The organism is Geobacillus uzenensis, from assembly GCF_002217665.1.
Taxonomy (GTDB): Bacteria; Bacillota; Bacilli; order Bacillales; family Anoxybacillaceae; genus Geobacillus; species Geobacillus subterraneus.
Map to the genome: position 1 here is coordinate 37,445 of NZ_NEWL01000005.1, position 16,092 is coordinate 53,536.

Genomic DNA, 16,092 nt, shown 5'->3' on the forward strand with positions numbered 1-16,092 from the left:
AACCTGATAAATATAAAAACGACAAAAATTTCCACACGTATCTTGAACCATCGATTTTCTGGCTGCGCATGAACACGAAGAAAGAACCGTTGAACAACGTCAACGCTCGCAAAGCGATCGCGATGGCTATCGATAAAGAGGCGATGGTGAACACGTTGTTCAACAACGGCTCGGTTGTGGCCAACTATGCGGTTCCGAAAGACTTCGTCACCGGTCCGGACGGCAAAGACTTCCGTGACGCTAACGGCGATTTAGTGTCGTACAATGTGGACGAAGCGAAAAAATTGTGGGAGCAAGCGAAAAAAGAGCTTGGCAAAGATAAATTCACTATTGAATTGTTAAACTATGACGACGACGTCGCGAAGAAAGTCGGCGAATACTTAAAAGAACAGCTTGAAAAGAACTTGCCTGGCCTTACGGTCAACATTAAACAACAGCCGTTCAAACAAAAACTTGAGCTAGAAAGCAATATGCAGTATGAACTATCCTTCTCTGGCTGGGGTCCGGACTATCAAGACCCGATGACGTTCCTTGATCTGTGGACGACAAATAACCCGCACAACCAAACGGGCTGGTCGAATGCTGAATATGACAAGCTGATTAAAGATGCGAAAACGACGCTGCTTGGCGACTTGCAAGCCCGTTGGGACGCAATGTTGAAAGCAGAAAAAATCCTCTTTGAAGAAATGCCAATTGCTCCGCTGTATCAACGCGGCCGTGCGTATTTGCAACGTGAATACGTAAAAGACATTGTTATTCATTCATTTGGTGGAGATTATAGCTATAAATGGGCGTATATCGAGTAACCGTTCTCTAGGAGGTGCGGAGGAGAGTATATGCAAGGGCATATACTCTCCTTTTGCCTGCCAAGGCGAAAAATGTCGAAAAAACTTGAAGATTGAAATACCATTGGTATTAAACAGGAAATAAACAGAGGAGGTGCAGCCATGGCGCGGTATACGATTCAGCGGCTCGTATATATGGTGATTACGCTGTTTATTATTGCGACCGTGACGTTCTTTTTGATGAAGCTGTTGCCCGGTTCGCCGCTGCAAAACCAAGAAAAATTGACCCCAGAGCAGCGAGCCATCATTTTGAAAGAATATGGGCTCGACAAACCAGTGCCTGTCCAATACGTTCAATATTTAGGCAACTTGTTAAAAGGAGATTTGGGTGTTTCGTTCCAGTATGACAACCGGCCGGTAACAGAGTTGATCGGCGACCGGATCGGCCCGTCGGCCCAGCTTGGGTTCCAGGCGATCGTCTTGGGCACGCTCGTCGGTTTAGTGCTCGGCATTTTGGCGGCTATTCGCCATAACAGTTGGGGAGATTATACAGCCACGGTCATTGCAGTCATCGGGATTTCCGTTCCGTCGTTCGTGTTGGCCGGATTTCTGCAGTATTTCATCGGTGTTAAACTGCAATGGCTGCCGGTCGCGTTTTGGGAAGGGTTTAAGTATACGATTATGCCGACGTTGGCGCTGTCTGTCGGCGTCATTGCCAACACCGCCCGCTTTATGCGTACGGAAATGCTTGAGGTGCTGTCATCCGATTATATTTTAACAGCCCGCGCGAAAGGGATTAGCAATGCGGGGGTCATCATCAAGCATGCGATCCGCAACTCGCTCATTCCAGTTATCACAATTCTCGGACCGATGGCGGTCAACTTAATGACGGGAACGCTCGTCATCGAGAAAATTTTTGCCGTTCCCGGTCTCGGCGAGCAGTTTGTCCGTTCGATCGAGCTGAACGACTACCCTGTCATTATGGGCACTACGTTGTTTTATTCGGCGTTATTGATTTTTGTCATTTTTATCGTTGATATTCTCTATGGGATTGTCGACCCACGCATTCGTTTAGCGGGAGGGAAAAAATGATGGCGAAACAACAATACGACCAGCTTTCACCGGAATGGTTTCAGCCCGCCCCGCCGAACGTCGGCGAGCAGGAAAAAATCAGCCGCCCAAGTTTGACGTTTTGGCATGACGCTTGGCTTCGCCTGCGCGAAAACAAAGCGGCGATTGCCGGGCTGACCATGATTATCATTTTAGCGTTATTGGCGATTTTTGCCCCAATGGCAAGTGAACGTTCCTATAAAGAGCAAAACTTAAGCCATGCGAAACTGCCGCCCAAAGTTCCGGTGTTGGAGCATATTAGCTGGCTGAATTTAGACGGGAAGGACGCCAATGGCGTTGATGTATATAAACAGCGCGGCGTGAAAGAGTACTATTGGTTTGGCACCGACGATTTAGGCCGCGACCTGTGGGTGAGAACATGGTATGGCACGCGCATCTCGCTGTACATCGGTTTGTTGGCCGCGTTGATCGATTTGTTCATCGGCATTGCCTATGGCGGCATTTCCGGCTATTATGGCGGCCGGGTCGACAATGTGATGCAGCGGATCATCGAAATTTTAAACGGGATTCCGTATTTGATCGTCGTCATTTTATTTATCTTAATTTTTGAGCCGGGGATTATTTCGATCACGCTGGCGATGGTCATCACCGGCTGGACGACGATGGCGCGCATTGTCCGCGGGCAAATATTGAAGCTAAAAAATATGGAATATGTGCTGGCCGCACGGACGCTCGGGGCGTCTAATTCACGGCTTATTTTTAAACATTTAATCCCGAACGTGATGGGGCCGATCATTATTACGACCATGTTTACGATTCCTACGGCGATTTTTACCGAGGCGTTTTTAAGTTTTATCGGTCTTGGCATCCGTCCGCCGGAAGCGTCGCTCGGTTCGCTCGTCAGCGAGGGATTTAAGTCGATTCAGACATATCCGCATTTGATTATTATCCCATCGATTGTCATCAGCTTGCTCATTTTAAGCTTTAACTTAGTGGCCGACGGGCTGCGCGATGCGCTCGACCCGAAAATGCGCAAATAACGGACGGAAGGGGTGAAACCGATGGAGAAAATTTTGCAGGTGAACGATTTGCATATTTCCTTTGACATCCACGCCGGTGAAGTGCAGGCGGTTCGCGGCGTCACGTTCGACTTGTATAAGGGAGAAACGCTGGCGATCGTCGGCGAGTCGGGGTCTGGGAAATCCGTGACATCCAAGGCGTTGATGCGCCTGTTGCCGACGCCGCCGAGCCGAATCAAGCAAGGGGAAATTTTATTTGAAGGAAAAGACTTGACCAAGCTGTCGGAGAAAGACATGCAATCGATCCGCGGGGCGAAAATTTCGATGATTTTCCAAGATCCGATGACGTCGCTCAACCCGACGATGACGATCGGAAAGCAAATTATGGAATCGATTTTAAAACATCAAAAGCTGTCGAAAGAGGAAGCGCGCAAACGGGCGATTGAACTATTGCAGCTGGTCGGCATTAAAAACGCCGAGCTGCGCATGAAGCAATACCCGCACCAATTTTCCGGCGGAATGCGCCAGCGTGTTGTCATCGCCATCGCCTTGGCGTGCAATCCGAAAATTTTGATCGCCGATGAACCGACGACCGCGCTGGATGTGACGATTCAGGCGCAAATTTTGGAGCTCATGAAAGACATTCAGAAAAAGCTCGGCATGTCGATTATTTTCATCACCCATGATTTAGGGGTTGTCGCCAACATGGCCGATCGAGTGGCGGTGATGTATGCCGGGAAAATCGTGGAGATCGGCACGGTGGATGAAATTTTTTACAATCCGAAACATCCGTACACGTGGGGATTGCTCGCCTCGATGCCGAGCCTTGATCATAAAGATACGGAGCTGTATTCGATCCCGGGCTCGCCGCCGGATTTGTTAAATCCGCCAAAAGGCGATGCGTTTGCGCCGCGCAATCCGTATGCGCTCAAAATCGACTATGAGCTCGAGCCGCCGATGTTCCAAGTGTCTGATACGCACTATGCGGCGACATGGCTGTTGCATGAAAAGGCACCGAAAGTGGAACCGCCGGCGATCGTGCGCGAACGGATGAAACGGTTTGCTGACATCGTCGCCCGGAAAGGAGGGAAGCCGCGTGGCTAAGCAAAAGCTGCTTGAAGTGAAAAACTTAAAACAATACTTCCCGGCCGGCCGCGGCGAGGTCGTCAAAGCGGTCGACGGCGTCACCTTTGACATTTATAAAGGGGAAACGTTCGGCCTTGTCGGCGAGTCGGGCTGCGGCAAGTCGACAACGGGGCGGACGATCATTCGGCTGTATGAGGCGACAGACGGAGAAGTACTGTTTAACGGCGTTAACGTACACGGCAAAAAATCAAAAAAAGAGCTGAAAGAGTTAAACCGAAAAATGCAAATGATTTTCCAAGATCCGTATGCGTCGCTCAATCCGCGGATGACGGTCGCCGACATTATCGCTGAGGGCATTGACATCCACGGATTGGCGAAAACGAAAGAGGAGCGGATGCAGCGCGTCTATGAGCTGCTTGAGACGGTCGGGTTGAACCGCGAGCATGCGAGCCGCTATCCGCATGAGTTTTCCGGCGGGCAACGCCAGCGGATCGGCATCGCCCGGGCGCTCGCCGTCGAACCGGAATTCATCATCGCCGATGAGCCGATCTCGGCGCTGGACGTTTCCATTCAGGCGCAAGTCGTCAACTTGCTGAAGCGCCTGCAGCGTGAAAAAGGGTTGACGTACTTGTTTATTGCCCATGACTTGTCGATGGTCAAATACATCAGCGACCGGATCGGCGTCATGTATTTCGGGAAAATGGTCGAGCTCGCTGAATCGGAAGAGCTGTACCGCAATCCGATCCATCCGTATACAAAGGCATTGCTCTCCGCTATTCCGCTTCCAGATCCGGAAACGGAGCGGACGCGCAAGCGGATCGTCTACGACCCGGCGCAGCACGGCTATAAAGACGGGGAAGAGCTCGAATTTCGCGAAATTACACCGGGTCATTTCGTGCTTTGTTCAGAAGAGGAGTATAAGCAATACCGGGCGATGTATGCCTAAACAGCCTGCTTGGCGGAAGGAATCGTTCCGGTGGGCATGGACAGCGCCGTCTCTTCACCGACGCTCAATGCGAACGGAGAAGCAGACGGCGCGATGTCATGCGTCCATTTCCGGGCGTTATTTTTTTCCTCCGACGAAATTCCACCCTTGTTGGATGCGGCGGGAAGCCTCAACATGCTTCTCTCTCTTATTTCGGCCGAATAGCCGTTCTCCAATCGTGTTGCCTATGCTCCCCATCAAGGCGGTGATGCCGACGATCAATGCTGAAGCAATGACAAAGTCAACGAAATAGCCGGCCATAGTTCTTCCTCCCCTTTTTCTCTTCTACTTTGATTGTAGAGGATTTTCCTCCCTATTGAAAGAGGGAACGAAGAAAATTGCATTAATCGTTGAAAAACTATATCTTTCTCCACTGATTTATTGTATAATATATCATGTTAAAGTCATTTCAATTTGCAAATGATTAACAAGACGGCCGACCGCCCGGCAGGTGGGATAGGCCGTATCGCTATGCCGCCAAGCGTGTGAAAGCAGGCATAGTTGCATGAGCCCGTCAGCTCACGGGCACGGAAGCAAGGGATTCCTTGTAAAAAGGAGTGATCAAAATGGTCAAGCTATACACATCACCGAGTTGCACGTCGTGCCGGAAGGCGAAGGCGTGGCTCGAGAAGCATGATATTCCTTATGTTGAACGCAATATTTTCTCCGAGCCGCTGACGGTCGAGGAGATTAAAGAAATTTTACGGATGACGGAAACGGGGACGGATGAAATCATTTCGACCCGCTCGAAAGTGTTCCAAAAGCTGAACATTAACCTTGAATCTTTACCGCTGCAAGATTTGTACGAGCTTATTCAAAAAAATCCGGGCATTTTGCGCCGGCCGATCATCATCGATGAAAAGCGGCTTCAAGTCGGTTATAACGAAGATGAAATCCGCCGCTTCCTGCCGCGCAAAGTGCGGGCGTATCAGCTCCGCGAAGCGCAGCGGTTAGTGAACGGGTGATCAAAAAACTTCTACATGGCACGCCATGTAGAAGTTTTTTATCAGCGTCCGGTCAGTGCCATTTGACAGTGCGCGCCCGGCGGTTGGCCGCAAAGCCGAGCACAACGGCAAGAATGGCCGCTGAGAGCGGGAAGAGGAGTTCCCAACGCGGATCATAAAACGGGCGCAGCTGTTCTTCGGCGGCGATCATTTTTCCGGCGGTGTAAGCCAATAAGGCACCGCCGATATAAATGAGAAACGGGAACCGTTCCATGGCATAAAGAATGATTTTGCTGCCTACAATGATGATAGGAACGGAGCAGAGAAAGCCGAAGACGACAAGCCCGATATGGCCTTGGGCCGCCCCGGCGATGGCGATGACGTTGTCCATGCCCATGACGATATCGGCGGCAACGATCGTCCGCACCGCTTTCCAGAGCGATGGTTCCGCCTTAATCGTGGCCGGTTTTTCGTCTTTTTGCCCAATCAGCTTCAAGGCGATCCAAAAGAGGATGAGGCCGCCGGCAAGCTGCAAAAACGGAACAGTCAACAGCCACACAACGGCCGCCGTCAATAAAATACGGACGGCGATCGCCAGCGCCGTACCGAGGACGATGGCGATGTTCCGCTTCTGTTCCGGCAAATTGCGGCTCGCTAACGCAATGACAACCGCATTGTCCCCGCCGAGAATGACATCGATGCCGATGATTAATAAGATCGAGACGATATATTCATCCACCATAGGCGTCCCTCATTCCGTCCGTGTTCATCACCATTATAGTAGGGCATGGCCGGTTTCATAACCAATTTTTAAAAACGCGTTTTTTTATTTCCCTTCCTTCGCTTTTTATCATAAAATATAAAGTACAAGATATAAGTTTTCATTAATAAAGAGAATGTCTAGGGGCACGATCCCTTCCCTTTTTTATTTCTTTGTTTAGAAGGGAGAGTTGAGAAGATGGAAATTGAACGCATCAATGATCATACGGTAAAATTTTATATTTCGTATGTTGATATAGAGGAGCGCGGTTTTGACCGTGAAGAGATCTGGTACAATCGGGAACGGAGCGAGGAACTGTTTTGGGAAATGATGGATGAAGTCCATGGTGAAAGCGATTTTTCGCTCGACGGCCCGCTTTGGATTCAAGTGCAGGCGTTGGAAAAAGGGCTTGAAGTTGTCGTGACGAAAGCGCAGTTGTCCAAGGACGGGAGCAAGCTTGAGCTGCCGCTTCCGGAAGAAAGATGGCGCGAGTTCTCGGTGTCGGCCGATGAGAAGATCGAATCGCTGTTTGGCCACCATTTCCATTTTGGCCGAAGCGATGCCGCCGAAGGCAGCGGGGAGCAGGACGTCCTCCAGTTTGTCATTTCGTTTAAAGATATCGAGGACGTGATCTCCTTGGCGCATCGCGCGGACTTTTCCAGCTTGTCGAACCGCCTGTTCCAGTTTGAAGGGCGCTACTATTTGTTTGTCGAATTTGACGAACAATATAGCGAGCATGAAGTAGACAATATGCTCAGCCTCCTTCTGGAATACGGAAACGATTCGCAGCTGACGATTTACCGTCTGGAAGAATACGGGATTGAAATTATGGGCGACAACGCGCTCGAAACAGTAAAAGGATATTTTCCAGCCCCATAACGTTTCCATTTCGCCGATTTCGCTGCCAGAAATCGGCGTTTTCTTCGTTAGAAAGGGAAGGGCAGTCATCATGAAAAGCAGGTGGAGGGGTTTCGTTGAGAAACGCGTCTAGGGTGGCGATTCTCGTTGTTCTTGTCGGCGTGCTGCTGGCATTGACGCACGATTATTGGGGAGGGAAGCTGCTCGGCATTTTCAGTGTGCTCATCTCGTGCTCGGTCGTCTTTATCGCGTTTGTCATTTCACTCGAGAACCGAAAACCATCGCAAACGATCGCCTGGCTGGCAGTGTTAGGCAGCTTTCCGTTTGTTGGGTTTTTGTTTTATTTATTGTTTGGGCGCAACTATTGGCAACAGCGGCGCTTTAAAAAGAAGGCGGAATCTGATGAGGCGGTGTTGCTGAAGTTTCAAGAGCCGTCGCCGATCGCCATAGAGCGGCTGCCGATGGCACCCCATCAGCGCCCGCTGTTGCATCTCGCCTATCGCATCGGCCAACATCCGGTTTCATTGGCGTCGCAGACGGCGGTGTTGACGAATGGCGAAGAGACGTTTGCCGCGATTTTTAACGAGCTGGAAAAAGCGGAGCACCATATCCATTTGGAATACTATATCGTCCGCCATGATGGAATCGGCCAAAAACTGAAGCATGTCCTGATGGAAAAGGCGCGCCAAGGCGTGCGCGTTCGTTTTTTGTATGATGCCGTCGGCAGCTGGAAGCTGTCGAGCGCCTACATTGAAGAGCTGCGCGCGGCTGGGGTGGAGATGATTCCGTTTTCGCCGGTGCGTCTGCCGTTTTTGAGCAACCAAATCAACTTCCGCAACCACCGGAAAATCATTGTCATCGACGGGGGCGTCGGTTTTGTCGGCGGATTGAACATCGGGGATGAATATTTAGGGAAAGACGAGTATTTTGGATTTTGGCGCGATACCCATTTGTTGATTCGGGGAGAGGCCGTCCGGACGCTGCAACTCATTTTCTTGCAAGACTGGTATTATATGACGGGTGAACGGTGGTTGACGCCGGAATATTTATCACCGCCGCTCATTGTCGAAGAAGGCCAGGGCGGGGTGCAGCTCATCGCCGGCGGTCCGGACCAAAAGTGGGAAGTGATTAAACAGTTGTATTTTGCCATGATTACATCGGCGAAACGGTCGATTTGGGTCGCCTCGCCGTACTTTGTGCCAGATGAAGACATTTTAACGGCGCTGAAAGTAGCGGCGCTAAGCGGCATTGACGTCCGTCTGCTGGCACCGAAGCGCCCGGACAAAAAAATCGTCTTTTACGCCTCGCGTTCGTATTTCCCAGAACTGCTGGAAGCCGGGGTGAAAATTTACGAGTACGAAAAAGGGTTTTTGCACAGCAAGGTGATCGTCGTCGATGGCGAGCTCGCTTCGATCGGCACCGCAAACATGGATATGCGCAGCTTTCATTTAAACTTTGAAGTGAACGCATTTTTGTATTATACGGACAGCACAAACAAACTTGTGCGCGACTTTTTGGAAGATTTCCGCCATGCTTCCCTCATTGATTATGAGCAATTCCAGCAGCGTCCATTCCGGGTGCGGATCGTTGAATCGGTCTCTCGCCTGCTGTCGCCGCTGTTGTAGAACCGTGTTTTTGATCGCCTCTGATGCAAGCCCGCCGATTCGGCGGGCTTTTTTATTGACACGGCTAAAGTCGGCAGGAAAATGAGGGGCGTTTGTCGAAACGATAGGCGGACGAAGACAGAAGGGATGTCTTCGAAAGGACAGCAACAAACAAAAGGGAGGGAGCATCTTGTTTGTCGCCATTTCAGCCGATGGCCGGCCCATTTCGCTCGCTGGGGCGGAAAGGTGGAGCCCGGAGCGGCTTGTGGAATTGAGGAACGATGAACCGTTTTTTTGTCCGGCTTGCCGGAAGGAGGTTGTGCTGCGGTCCGGCCGCCATCGTCTGCCGCATTTCGCCCATCGGAAAGGGACGGTCTGTCCGTTCGAGCATGAACCGGAGTCGGAGCGGCATTTAACCGGAAAGCGCGATTTGTTCGCATGGCTCGTCCGCCAAGGGGTCGAAGCGAAGCTTGAGCCATATTTGACCGCCATCGGGCAGCGTCCTGATGTGTTATTCCGCTATGGCCCCCATCTGTATGCCCTCGAATACCAATGTTCCCCGATCGATGAATCGCTGTTTTGCGAACGCAATGACGGCTACCGTCGCCTCGGCATCCGGCCGCTTTGGGTGTTAGGGGCGCATCACTTGCGGCGCTCGCCGAAACGCCCGAATGAAGTGTCGCTCTCCCGCTTTCAATGGCTGTTTGCCCGCCGTGTTCCGTTTTCCGTTGCCCCTCATGTATGGTACTATAGTCCGGAAACGAAGCGTTTTATCTTTCTTTCTCGACCGTTGCCGCTGTCGGTGCGCCGCACGTTGGCCACCATCGATTCGCTCCCGCTTTCCTCGCTGTCGTTCGCCGCTTTGACTGCCGCCCATCCGCAGCCGCTTCCGCCGACATTTTGGGAACAATGGCTTGAAGGGAAAAAACAATGGCGCCGCACGTTCCCGCTTTATCCGAATAAGGCGGTGCGCCGCATTTGCGCCGATTTTTATCAAGCCGGCATCGTCCCGTCGCTATTTCCGACTGAAGCCGGCTGGCCATTGCTGCGTGGCTATTTATGGGAGACGGCCCCATTCATTTGGCAAACATACGTCCTTCTGCCGCTCCTTCGCCAGCAGGGAAAGCCGCTGCCGCTGGCAGCGCTCTTTCGGTGGATCGATGGGAAAATCCGCACCGGGCGGCTCGCGCCGCGCCGCCTGCCGCTTGTCGGTCAGGACACTTACCGGCAGGCCGTCCGCGAATATTTACATTGGTTACGTTTGCTCGGCTATCTCCGCTGCGAGAGAGGGAGTGGGGTTTGCTTGGCCAAGCCGCTGTCGTTTCCAGCGACGGTCGAGGATGTCATCCGCCAAGACGCCGCTCTTCTTGAGCAAATTCACCGGACGCCGGCGCTGGCGACATATCGGGTGACGCTCGAATTTGGAACTGAAGGGAAAAATGAGCAAAAAACAGGAAAAGAGGGGGAAAATAGTGAATAATAATTCCTGTATCGATTGTTTAAGGAGGGACTATAGTGGTGGAAGAGAACAAGGCAACGAAATCGCTTCCGTCCCGGAGCGAAATCCCTGTCGAGGAAACGTGGCGGCTCGAGGACATTTTCCCGACCGATGACGCTTGGGAACAGGAGTTTCAGCAAGTGAAGGCGATGATTCCGAAGATCAGCGAATACAAAGGGCGGCTTGGCGAATCGCCGGAAGTGATGTATGAAGCGCTGCAATACCAAGATGAAGTGTCGATGCGCCTCGGCAAGCTGTATACATACGCCCATATGCGCTATGACCAAGACACGACGAACGCGTTTTACCAAGGGATCAACGACCGGGCGAAAAGCTTGTACAGCGAAGCGTCGAGCGCGATGGCGTTTATCGTGCCGGAAATTTTGGACATTGATGAAGCGGTGTTGCGTTCGTTTTTGGAGCAATACGAACCGCTCAGGCTGTATCAACACGCGCTAGATGAAATTACGCGCCAGCGCCCGCACGTCTTGTCAGCTGAAGAAGAAGCGCTGCTGGCACAGGCGGCTGAGGTCATGCAGGCGACATCATCGACATTCAGTGCGTTAAACAACGCTGACTTAACGTTCCCGACGATCCGCGACGAAAATGGGGATGAGGTGGAAGTGACGCACGGCCGGTTTATCCGCTTTTTGGAAAGCACCGACCGCCGCGTCCGCCGCGATGCGTTTCATGCGGTATACCATACGTACGAGAAGTTTCAGAATACGTTTGCCAACACGCTTGCGGGCACGGTGAAAAAAGACAACTTTTTCGCCCGTGTCCGCCGCTACAGCTCAGCGCGGGAAGCGGCATTGGATGCGAACAAGATTCCAGAGAGCGTCTATGATAATTTGATTGCCACGATTCACGAGCACTTGCCGTTGTTGCACCGGTATGTGCGGCTGCGCAAAAACGTGCTTGGGCTCGACGAACTGCATATGTACGACTTATACACCCCGCTCGTGCAAGATGTAAAAATGGAAGTGACCTACGGCGAAGCGAAGCAATATATGCTTGACGGGCTGGCGCCGCTTGGCGAGGAATATGTAGCAATCATCAAGGAAGGGCTTGAGAACCGTTGGGTCGATGTGCGCGAAAATAGAGGAAAGCGAAGCGGAGCCTATTCATCAGGGGCGTACGGCACGCATCCGTACATTTTGCTGAACTGGCAAGACAACGTAAACAACTTATTTACGCTCGTGCATGAGTTCGGTCACTCGGTCCATAGCTACTATACGCGCAAAACACAGCCGTATCCGTACGCCCATTATTCGATTTTTGTTGCTGAAGTGGCGTCGACATGCAATGAGGCGCTGTTGAACGATCATTTGTTGAAAACGATCGATGATGAGAAAAAACGGCTATACTTGTTGAACCATTATCTTGAAGGGTTCCGCGGCACCGTCTTCCGGCAGACGATGTTTGCCGAGTTCGAGCATTTGATCCATCTGAAAGCGCAGGAGGGGGAAGCGCTGACGGCAAAGACGCTCACGTCGCTCTATTATGACTTGAACAAAAAGTATTTCGGCGAGGATATGGTGGTTGATGAAGAAATTGGCCTTGAATGGGCGCGCATCCCGCATTTTTATTACAACTATTACGTGTATCAGTATGCGACCGGCTTCAGTGCAGCGACGGCGCTCAGCAAGCAGATTTTAGAGGAAGGCGAGCCGGCGGTGAAACGGTATATCGACTTTTTAAAAGCCGGCAGCTCCGATTATCCGATCGAGGTGTTGAAAAAAGCGGGCGTCGATATGACAAGCGCCGAACCGATCCGCCAAGCGTGCCAAGTGTTTGCGGAGAAATTGGAAGAAATGGAACGCTTGCTTGGAAAGTAAAACGGATGCGGCGTTATAGCCACATCCGTTTGGACGGAAACCCCTTAAACTGGTGGCGGCGATTCCAGGCTGCCACCAGCCCAAGCAACGAGAAAAACAAAAGCGGCATCGTCACCCAAAGCGGGATCAGCTGCATAAGCCCTAAAAGGTTGAGGAAAAACGAAGCGACGGCGGCCGCAATCCAAAGGAATAAACCGATTCGTCTTCTCATCAACGCCGCCTCCTTTTCGTCTGCTTTTAGTTGAATATATGTACATGGCCTGCGTAATCATGACAGGTGCCAAAGGTGAGGCGAATTATGACAATAATGTGAACAAACGAGCAAACGGGTTGTCAACGGGTGTGGCTGTTTGTTAAGATAAAGATGTGAACGGAAGACAAAACTGATACCCCTTTGTTTGACCGTGAACAATTTCTCCCATCCCCTTTGTTGTCTTGACAACAAGAAGAAAGCCCGGCGTCAGCCGGGCTTTCTTCTTGTTTTCTAAGGCAGGGCGTCTTCAATATAGCGCCAAAACGTTCCGTGTTTGACAGGCACCCGCTCTACTTTTTGCTTCAGCTGCAGCTTTTTCAGTTCCGTTTCCGCTTCCTGGATGGTCCAATTGTACACAACGGCAACTTCTTTCGAGGCGACGAATTTAAAATGGCTTAAAAATGACTCGAGCGGAGGAGGAGGGGACGGCTCGGGATGGAAGCCAAGCATTTCAGCGATTAGTTCGACGTAAATATCATACGGATAGCATCCGGAAATTTTAATGCCTTCGTCTTCAATGTTTTCATTAAACAACACGAGTGTCGGCGTTTCGTCGACATCCATTTCCGAGGTGATTTTGACATCACACTGAAGCGCTTTTGCGGCCCCTGGCGAATGCATGTCGCGCAGGAATTCATCGACATCCAGCCCGGCTTCGGCGGCGCATTCCGCCAGTACAGCCAAGTCAGCGACGTTTTGTTTTTCGAGAAACAGCTGTTCTTGCAGCTTGCGCAAAAAGCGAAGGCCGGCTCGTTTTCCTTGCATTTCTGCCGCTTTAATGGCGAGTGATGGGGCAAACGGGCTCGAGACCGGGTTCTCAAGCCAGACGCTTCCGTCGCATGACATGCCAGAACGATTGGCTGTCCATTCCCACGCCTTCGCCATCGCTTCCGGTTTCGCTCCTTTGCGCGTGTTCCATGTCGCCCATTTTCCGCTCAATACGTATCTTATAGTAAAAAAATGGCCGTATTCAATCGTCAGCTTTTTGATGACCGGTTCAAGCCCCCAGCATTCCGGGCATAACGGATCGATAAACAAATACAACTCAAGCGGTTTGTTCGTGTTGCCTAACGGCTGGGAGGAGGCGCAAGGCGGCGCCGCTTTCCCAGCAAACTTCTCACTCAAGGGAATGCTCCTTTCTGTCCAAATGATCCGGGGTATTGATCATATGGTGGGCGGTGAGCACAAGACGGTGATAAAATTGTTCGCGCGCTGGCCCGGACAGGCCGATTTCATCCATGGCCGCCCGCATACAGGCAAGCCACGCTTCTGCCCGTTTCGGTGTAATTTCGAACCGAAGATGGCGCGCCCGCATCATCGGGTGGCCATGCTCGGCGGTATAAAGCGGAGGCCCGCCCAAATATTGCGTTAAAAATTGTTTTTGCTTGCGGGCGATTTCCGTAAAATCGTCAGGGAAAAGAGGGCGCAAGTCCGGGTGTGCGGCCACGCGCCGGTAAAACGCTTCGACAAGCTTCGCCACCGTTTCCTCTCCGCCGATCGCCTCATAAAGGGTTTGCCATTGTTCTGCCATTGCGGATGCTCCTTTTGCTTGAAAATCATTCGTCGTCGTTTGATTGCTATTTTATCAACAGCGGACATTTATCTCAAACAAAGTGACTTGAACACCGCGATTTACGAGCGGTAGCTTCGCAGCACACGCTCAACGTATGCCTTCGTTTCCGCAAACGGCGGCACGCCGCCGTAGCGGTCGACGCGGCCTGGTCCGGCGTTGTAGGCAGCCAAGGCGAGAGCGGTGTCACCGCCATAGCGGTCAAGAAGCTGACGCAAATAGTTTACCCCGCCGTCGATGTTCTGCGCCGGATCAAGCGGATCGTCAACGCCGAGCATTTTCGCCGTGCTCGGCATGAGCTGCATCAACCCAAGCGCCCCGGCCCGGCTTTTGGCATCCGGGCGGAAGTTTGATTCGTGGCGAATGACGGCACGGACGAGCCGCGGATCGACATCATATTTTTCCGCCGCAGCGGCAATGAGGGCATCAATAGAAGACGGCGCGACGGAAGCTGCCGCCGCCTGACTGTCTAATTTAGCGGCGCCGTTGCCGGCAGGGGCCGGATTCCGAAGCTCGTGGATCGTTGGTTCCGCTTGACTGCCAAGGTATTCGGCAAGGAGGCTGGAAAACAGCGATGGAACGGGCGATGGTAATAAGTTTGCGCGTCCAGGTGAGAACGTCTGCAACGCTTGCCATTCGACAAGCAATTTTAACGGTGAAACGGTCATCCTCTTTCCCCCATTTCATACTTGCGGGCGTAAAAGCGGGCGATTTTATTCGGCGCCGGGCGACGCGGGATGCCGAGCGTCCTGAGCAGGCGCAAAAACCGCTCCTCGCCCGCTTTGGCGTTGTCTGTCTCATATTCGAGTTCATAATCTTCGCTTTCTAAGTAACGGTTATGGTCAAGGCATAGCATGCCGCCTTCATATGGCCACTCGGCACGGTCCGTGACGAGGGAGCCGAAGCAACGGACAGCGCGCGGATCGACGTCCATTTCCTTAAGCAGCAACGCGACCGCCCCCCGCGGGGCCGCCCCGGCGAGCAACGCCTCCGCTTCAGACGGAGCGAGCGGTTCGTGTGTTTCTAAGAGCGATCCGTCCGCTTGCGTTTGTTTCAATGTCAAGGTGAATCGCCCCTCTTTCACCCGGATGCGCAACGCGGCTGCCTGTTCTTTCAAGGCGAACGAAGGGGTGTCAAAGTAATGGTTTTCCTGGCGGCGGAAAGCGCCGTCATCGAGGCGGAAGGCGGAACGAACCGCGTCAAACTCCGCTGCAGTCAACAAGTTTTTGAATTCAATTTCTACTTCTTGACGCATGATAGTTCTCCTTTGGGCAAGGCATCGTCTCTTTCTATTATCAGTTGTTTTTCGGCGAATATCAATTATTTCGTCTGCATAGGGTGAATATGGTAAAATAAAGGGCGGATGGTTGATGCGGAAGGAGAGAAACCATGAATAACAAAGTGACCGTTGAACGGGCGGAGCGGAAAGACGGCCGGCTTTGGCTGCATGTTGACGATGTTCCGGTTCCGCTCGCGAACGTGACGCCAAAACGCCATATGCTCGTCGATTCGGATGGACTGGCGTTTGTGTACATTTTGGAAACGGCTGACCGCTTTCTTTACGTCATCATCCCGAGGCAGTGGTGGCCGGAGTTGAAAGCGGCGTTTGCCAAGGAAGAGACGATCTGGCTTGAGAGCGGGGGGACGGCGGTCGAACTCGAACAGTTTGGCGAAGAATTAGCCTACTTGCTTGAAAATATTCGCGGCAACGCCAATTATGGCGAGACGCTTGAACGGTCGGTGCAAGAAGTGTTTTTTGCTGAATAAGCGAGCTGGGGCCTGCCTTTAAAAGGGGGAACAGGGGGAGCGGAGGCCGCTAAA

17 protein-coding genes and 1 pseudogene are annotated in these 16,092 nt (G+C 52.0%); 11 read left to right on the forward strand and 7 right to left on the reverse strand.

The genetic code is table 11. The features are described 5' to 3' along the window. Positions 1 to 5: 5 nt before the first annotated feature. The 5 genes and pseudogenes from B9L21_RS05430 to B9L21_RS05450 all read left to right on the forward strand — a co-directional run. Positions 6 to 806 (forward strand): annotated as a pseudogene (locus B9L21_RS05430) (peptide ABC transporter substrate-binding protein); the annotation flags it as partial. Positions 807 to 947: 141 nt separating this feature from the next. Next, positions 948 to 1,877: an oligopeptide ABC transporter permease gene (gene opp3b / locus B9L21_RS05435; protein WP_014195171.1), complete on the forward strand. Its 930-nt coding sequence runs from the start codon at positions 948 to 950 to the stop codon at positions 1,875 to 1,877. After that, positions 1,874 to 2,896, forward strand: coding sequence for an oligopeptide ABC transporter permease (opp3C, locus tag B9L21_RS05440; RefSeq protein ID WP_014195172.1), 1,023 nt, complete (start codon positions 1,874 to 1,876; stop codon positions 2,894 to 2,896). Before opp3b ends, opp3C begins: the two co-directional genes overlap by 4 nt. A 21-nt stretch (positions 2,897 to 2,917) precedes the next feature. Beyond that, entirely contained in the window at positions 2,918 to 3,979 is a 1,062-nt protein-coding gene (locus B9L21_RS05445) for an ABC transporter ATP-binding protein (protein ID WP_063165572.1), read from the forward strand. After that, complete coding sequence (locus tag B9L21_RS05450) at positions 3,972 to 4,907, forward strand: ABC transporter ATP-binding protein (RefSeq protein ID WP_063165573.1); 936 nt, start codon at positions 3,972 to 3,974, stop codon at positions 4,905 to 4,907. The genes B9L21_RS05445 and B9L21_RS05450 overlap by 8 nt, the downstream gene beginning before the upstream one ends. A 117-nt stretch (positions 4,908 to 5,024) precedes the next feature. Here the strand turns inward: B9L21_RS05450 and B9L21_RS05455 are convergent, their stop codons facing one another. Further along, positions 5,025 to 5,207, reverse strand: a complete 183-nt coding sequence (locus B9L21_RS05455) for a hypothetical protein (RefSeq protein ID WP_063165574.1) — start codon at positions 5,205 to 5,207, stop codon at positions 5,025 to 5,027. Positions 5,208 to 5,512: 305 nt separating this feature from the next. On the opposite strand from B9L21_RS05455, the gene spxA reads away from it, so the two are divergent. Continuing rightward, positions 5,513 to 5,911 (forward strand): transcriptional regulator SpxA, encoded by a 399-nt coding sequence (spxA, locus tag B9L21_RS05460; RefSeq protein ID WP_008878970.1) that lies wholly within the window; start codon positions 5,513 to 5,515, stop codon positions 5,909 to 5,911. A gap of 52 nt (positions 5,912 to 5,963) precedes the next feature. Here the strand turns inward: spxA and B9L21_RS05465 are convergent, their stop codons facing one another. Then, complete coding sequence (locus B9L21_RS05465) at positions 5,964 to 6,632, reverse strand: TerC family protein (protein WP_063165575.1); 669 nt, start codon at positions 6,630 to 6,632, stop codon at positions 5,964 to 5,966. A 216-nt stretch (positions 6,633 to 6,848) separates the two neighbouring features. Between B9L21_RS05465 and mecA the strand changes: the two genes are divergently transcribed. The 4 genes from mecA to pepF all read left to right on the forward strand — a co-directional run bounded on the left by mecA (position 6,849) and on the right by pepF (position 12,448). After that, positions 6,849 to 7,529: an adaptor protein MecA gene (mecA, locus tag B9L21_RS05470; RefSeq protein WP_063165576.1), complete on the forward strand. Its 681-nt coding sequence runs from the start codon at positions 6,849 to 6,851 to the stop codon at positions 7,527 to 7,529. 95 nt (positions 7,530 to 7,624) lie between these two features. Further along, on the forward strand, positions 7,625 to 9,133 hold the full coding sequence (gene cls / locus B9L21_RS05475; protein ID WP_063165577.1) for a cardiolipin synthase: 1,509 nt from the start codon (positions 7,625 to 7,627) through the stop codon (positions 9,131 to 9,133). Positions 9,134 to 9,302: 169 nt separating this feature from the next. Further along, positions 9,303 to 10,592: a competence protein CoiA gene (locus tag B9L21_RS05480; protein ID WP_143424842.1), complete on the forward strand. Its 1,290-nt coding sequence runs from the start codon at positions 9,303 to 9,305 to the stop codon at positions 10,590 to 10,592. 32 nt (positions 10,593 to 10,624) lie between these two features. Further along, positions 10,625 to 12,448: an oligoendopeptidase F gene (pepF, locus tag B9L21_RS05485; RefSeq protein WP_063165578.1), complete on the forward strand. Its 1,824-nt coding sequence runs from the start codon at positions 10,625 to 10,627 to the stop codon at positions 12,446 to 12,448. 13 nt (positions 12,449 to 12,461) lie between these two features. On the opposite strand, the gene B9L21_RS05490 is transcribed toward pepF, so the two are convergent. The 5 genes from B9L21_RS05490 to B9L21_RS05510 form a co-directional block, all read right to left on the reverse strand. Further along, positions 12,462 to 12,659, reverse strand: coding sequence for a hypothetical protein (locus B9L21_RS05490; protein WP_063165579.1), 198 nt, complete (start codon positions 12,657 to 12,659; stop codon positions 12,462 to 12,464). A gap of 273 nt (positions 12,660 to 12,932) precedes the next feature. After that, positions 12,933 to 13,826, reverse strand: coding sequence for a ClpXP adapter protein SpxH (gene spxH, locus B9L21_RS05495; RefSeq protein WP_063165580.1), 894 nt, complete (start codon positions 13,824 to 13,826; stop codon positions 12,933 to 12,935). Then, a complete protein-coding gene (locus tag B9L21_RS05500) occupies positions 13,819 to 14,232 on the reverse strand; it encodes a globin (protein WP_063165581.1) in 414 nt (137 codons plus the stop codon). Before B9L21_RS05500 ends, spxH begins: the two co-directional genes overlap by 8 nt. Before the next feature lie 101 nt (positions 14,233 to 14,333). After that, the gene (locus B9L21_RS05505; RefSeq protein WP_063165582.1) at positions 14,334 to 14,939 is read right to left on the reverse strand and encodes a lytic transglycosylase domain-containing protein; all 606 of its coding nucleotides are present in this window, start codon (positions 14,937 to 14,939) and stop codon (positions 14,334 to 14,336) included. After that, on the reverse strand, positions 14,936 to 15,526 hold the full coding sequence (locus B9L21_RS05510) for a CYTH domain-containing protein (RefSeq protein WP_063165583.1): 591 nt from the start codon (positions 15,524 to 15,526) through the stop codon (positions 14,936 to 14,938). Before B9L21_RS05510 ends, B9L21_RS05505 begins: the two co-directional genes overlap by 4 nt. Positions 15,527 to 15,660: 134 nt before the next feature. Here B9L21_RS05510 and B9L21_RS05515 point away from each other — a divergent pair, with 134 nt between their 5' ends. Further along, positions 15,661 to 16,038, forward strand: a complete 378-nt coding sequence (locus B9L21_RS05515) for a hypothetical protein (protein WP_063165584.1) — start codon at positions 15,661 to 15,663, stop codon at positions 16,036 to 16,038. Positions 16,039 to 16,092: the final 54 nt, after the last annotated feature.

What these genes read in the sequence shown, in the direction of transcription:
- spxA (WP_008878970.1), top strand. Translation starts at nt 5,513, where the DNA reads ATGGTCAAGCTATACACATCACCGAGTTGCACGTCGTGCCGGAAGGCG.
- B9L21_RS05505 (WP_063165582.1), bottom strand. Translation starts at nt 14,939, where the DNA reads ATGACCGTTTCACCGTTAAAATTGCTTGTCGAATGGCAAGCGTTGCAG.
- opp3C (WP_014195172.1), top strand. Translation starts at nt 1,874, where the DNA reads ATGATGGCGAAACAACAATACGACCAGCTTTCACCGGAATGGTTTCAG.
- opp3b (WP_014195171.1), top strand. Translation starts at nt 948, where the DNA reads ATGGCGCGGTATACGATTCAGCGGCTCGTATATATGGTGATTACGCTG.
- B9L21_RS05465 (WP_063165575.1), bottom strand. Translation starts at nt 6,632, where the DNA reads ATGGTGGATGAATATATCGTCTCGATCTTATTAATCATCGGCATCGAT.
- B9L21_RS05445 (WP_063165572.1), top strand. Translation starts at nt 2,918, where the DNA reads ATGGAGAAAATTTTGCAGGTGAACGATTTGCATATTTCCTTTGACATC.
- mecA (WP_063165576.1), top strand. Translation starts at nt 6,849, where the DNA reads ATGGAAATTGAACGCATCAATGATCATACGGTAAAATTTTATATTTCG.
- B9L21_RS05455 (WP_063165574.1), bottom strand. Translation starts at nt 5,207, where the DNA reads ATGGCCGGCTATTTCGTTGACTTTGTCATTGCTTCAGCATTGATCGTC.
- B9L21_RS05490 (WP_063165579.1), bottom strand. Translation starts at nt 12,659, where the DNA reads ATGAGAAGACGAATCGGTTTATTCCTTTGGATTGCGGCCGCCGTCGCT.
- B9L21_RS05515 (WP_063165584.1), top strand. Translation starts at nt 15,661, where the DNA reads ATGAATAACAAAGTGACCGTTGAACGGGCGGAGCGGAAAGACGGCCGG.
- B9L21_RS05500 (WP_063165581.1), bottom strand. Translation starts at nt 14,232, where the DNA reads ATGGCAGAACAATGGCAAACCCTTTATGAGGCGATCGGCGGAGAGGAA.
- B9L21_RS05510 (WP_063165583.1), bottom strand. Translation starts at nt 15,526, where the DNA reads ATGCGTCAAGAAGTAGAAATTGAATTCAAAAACTTGTTGACTGCAGCG.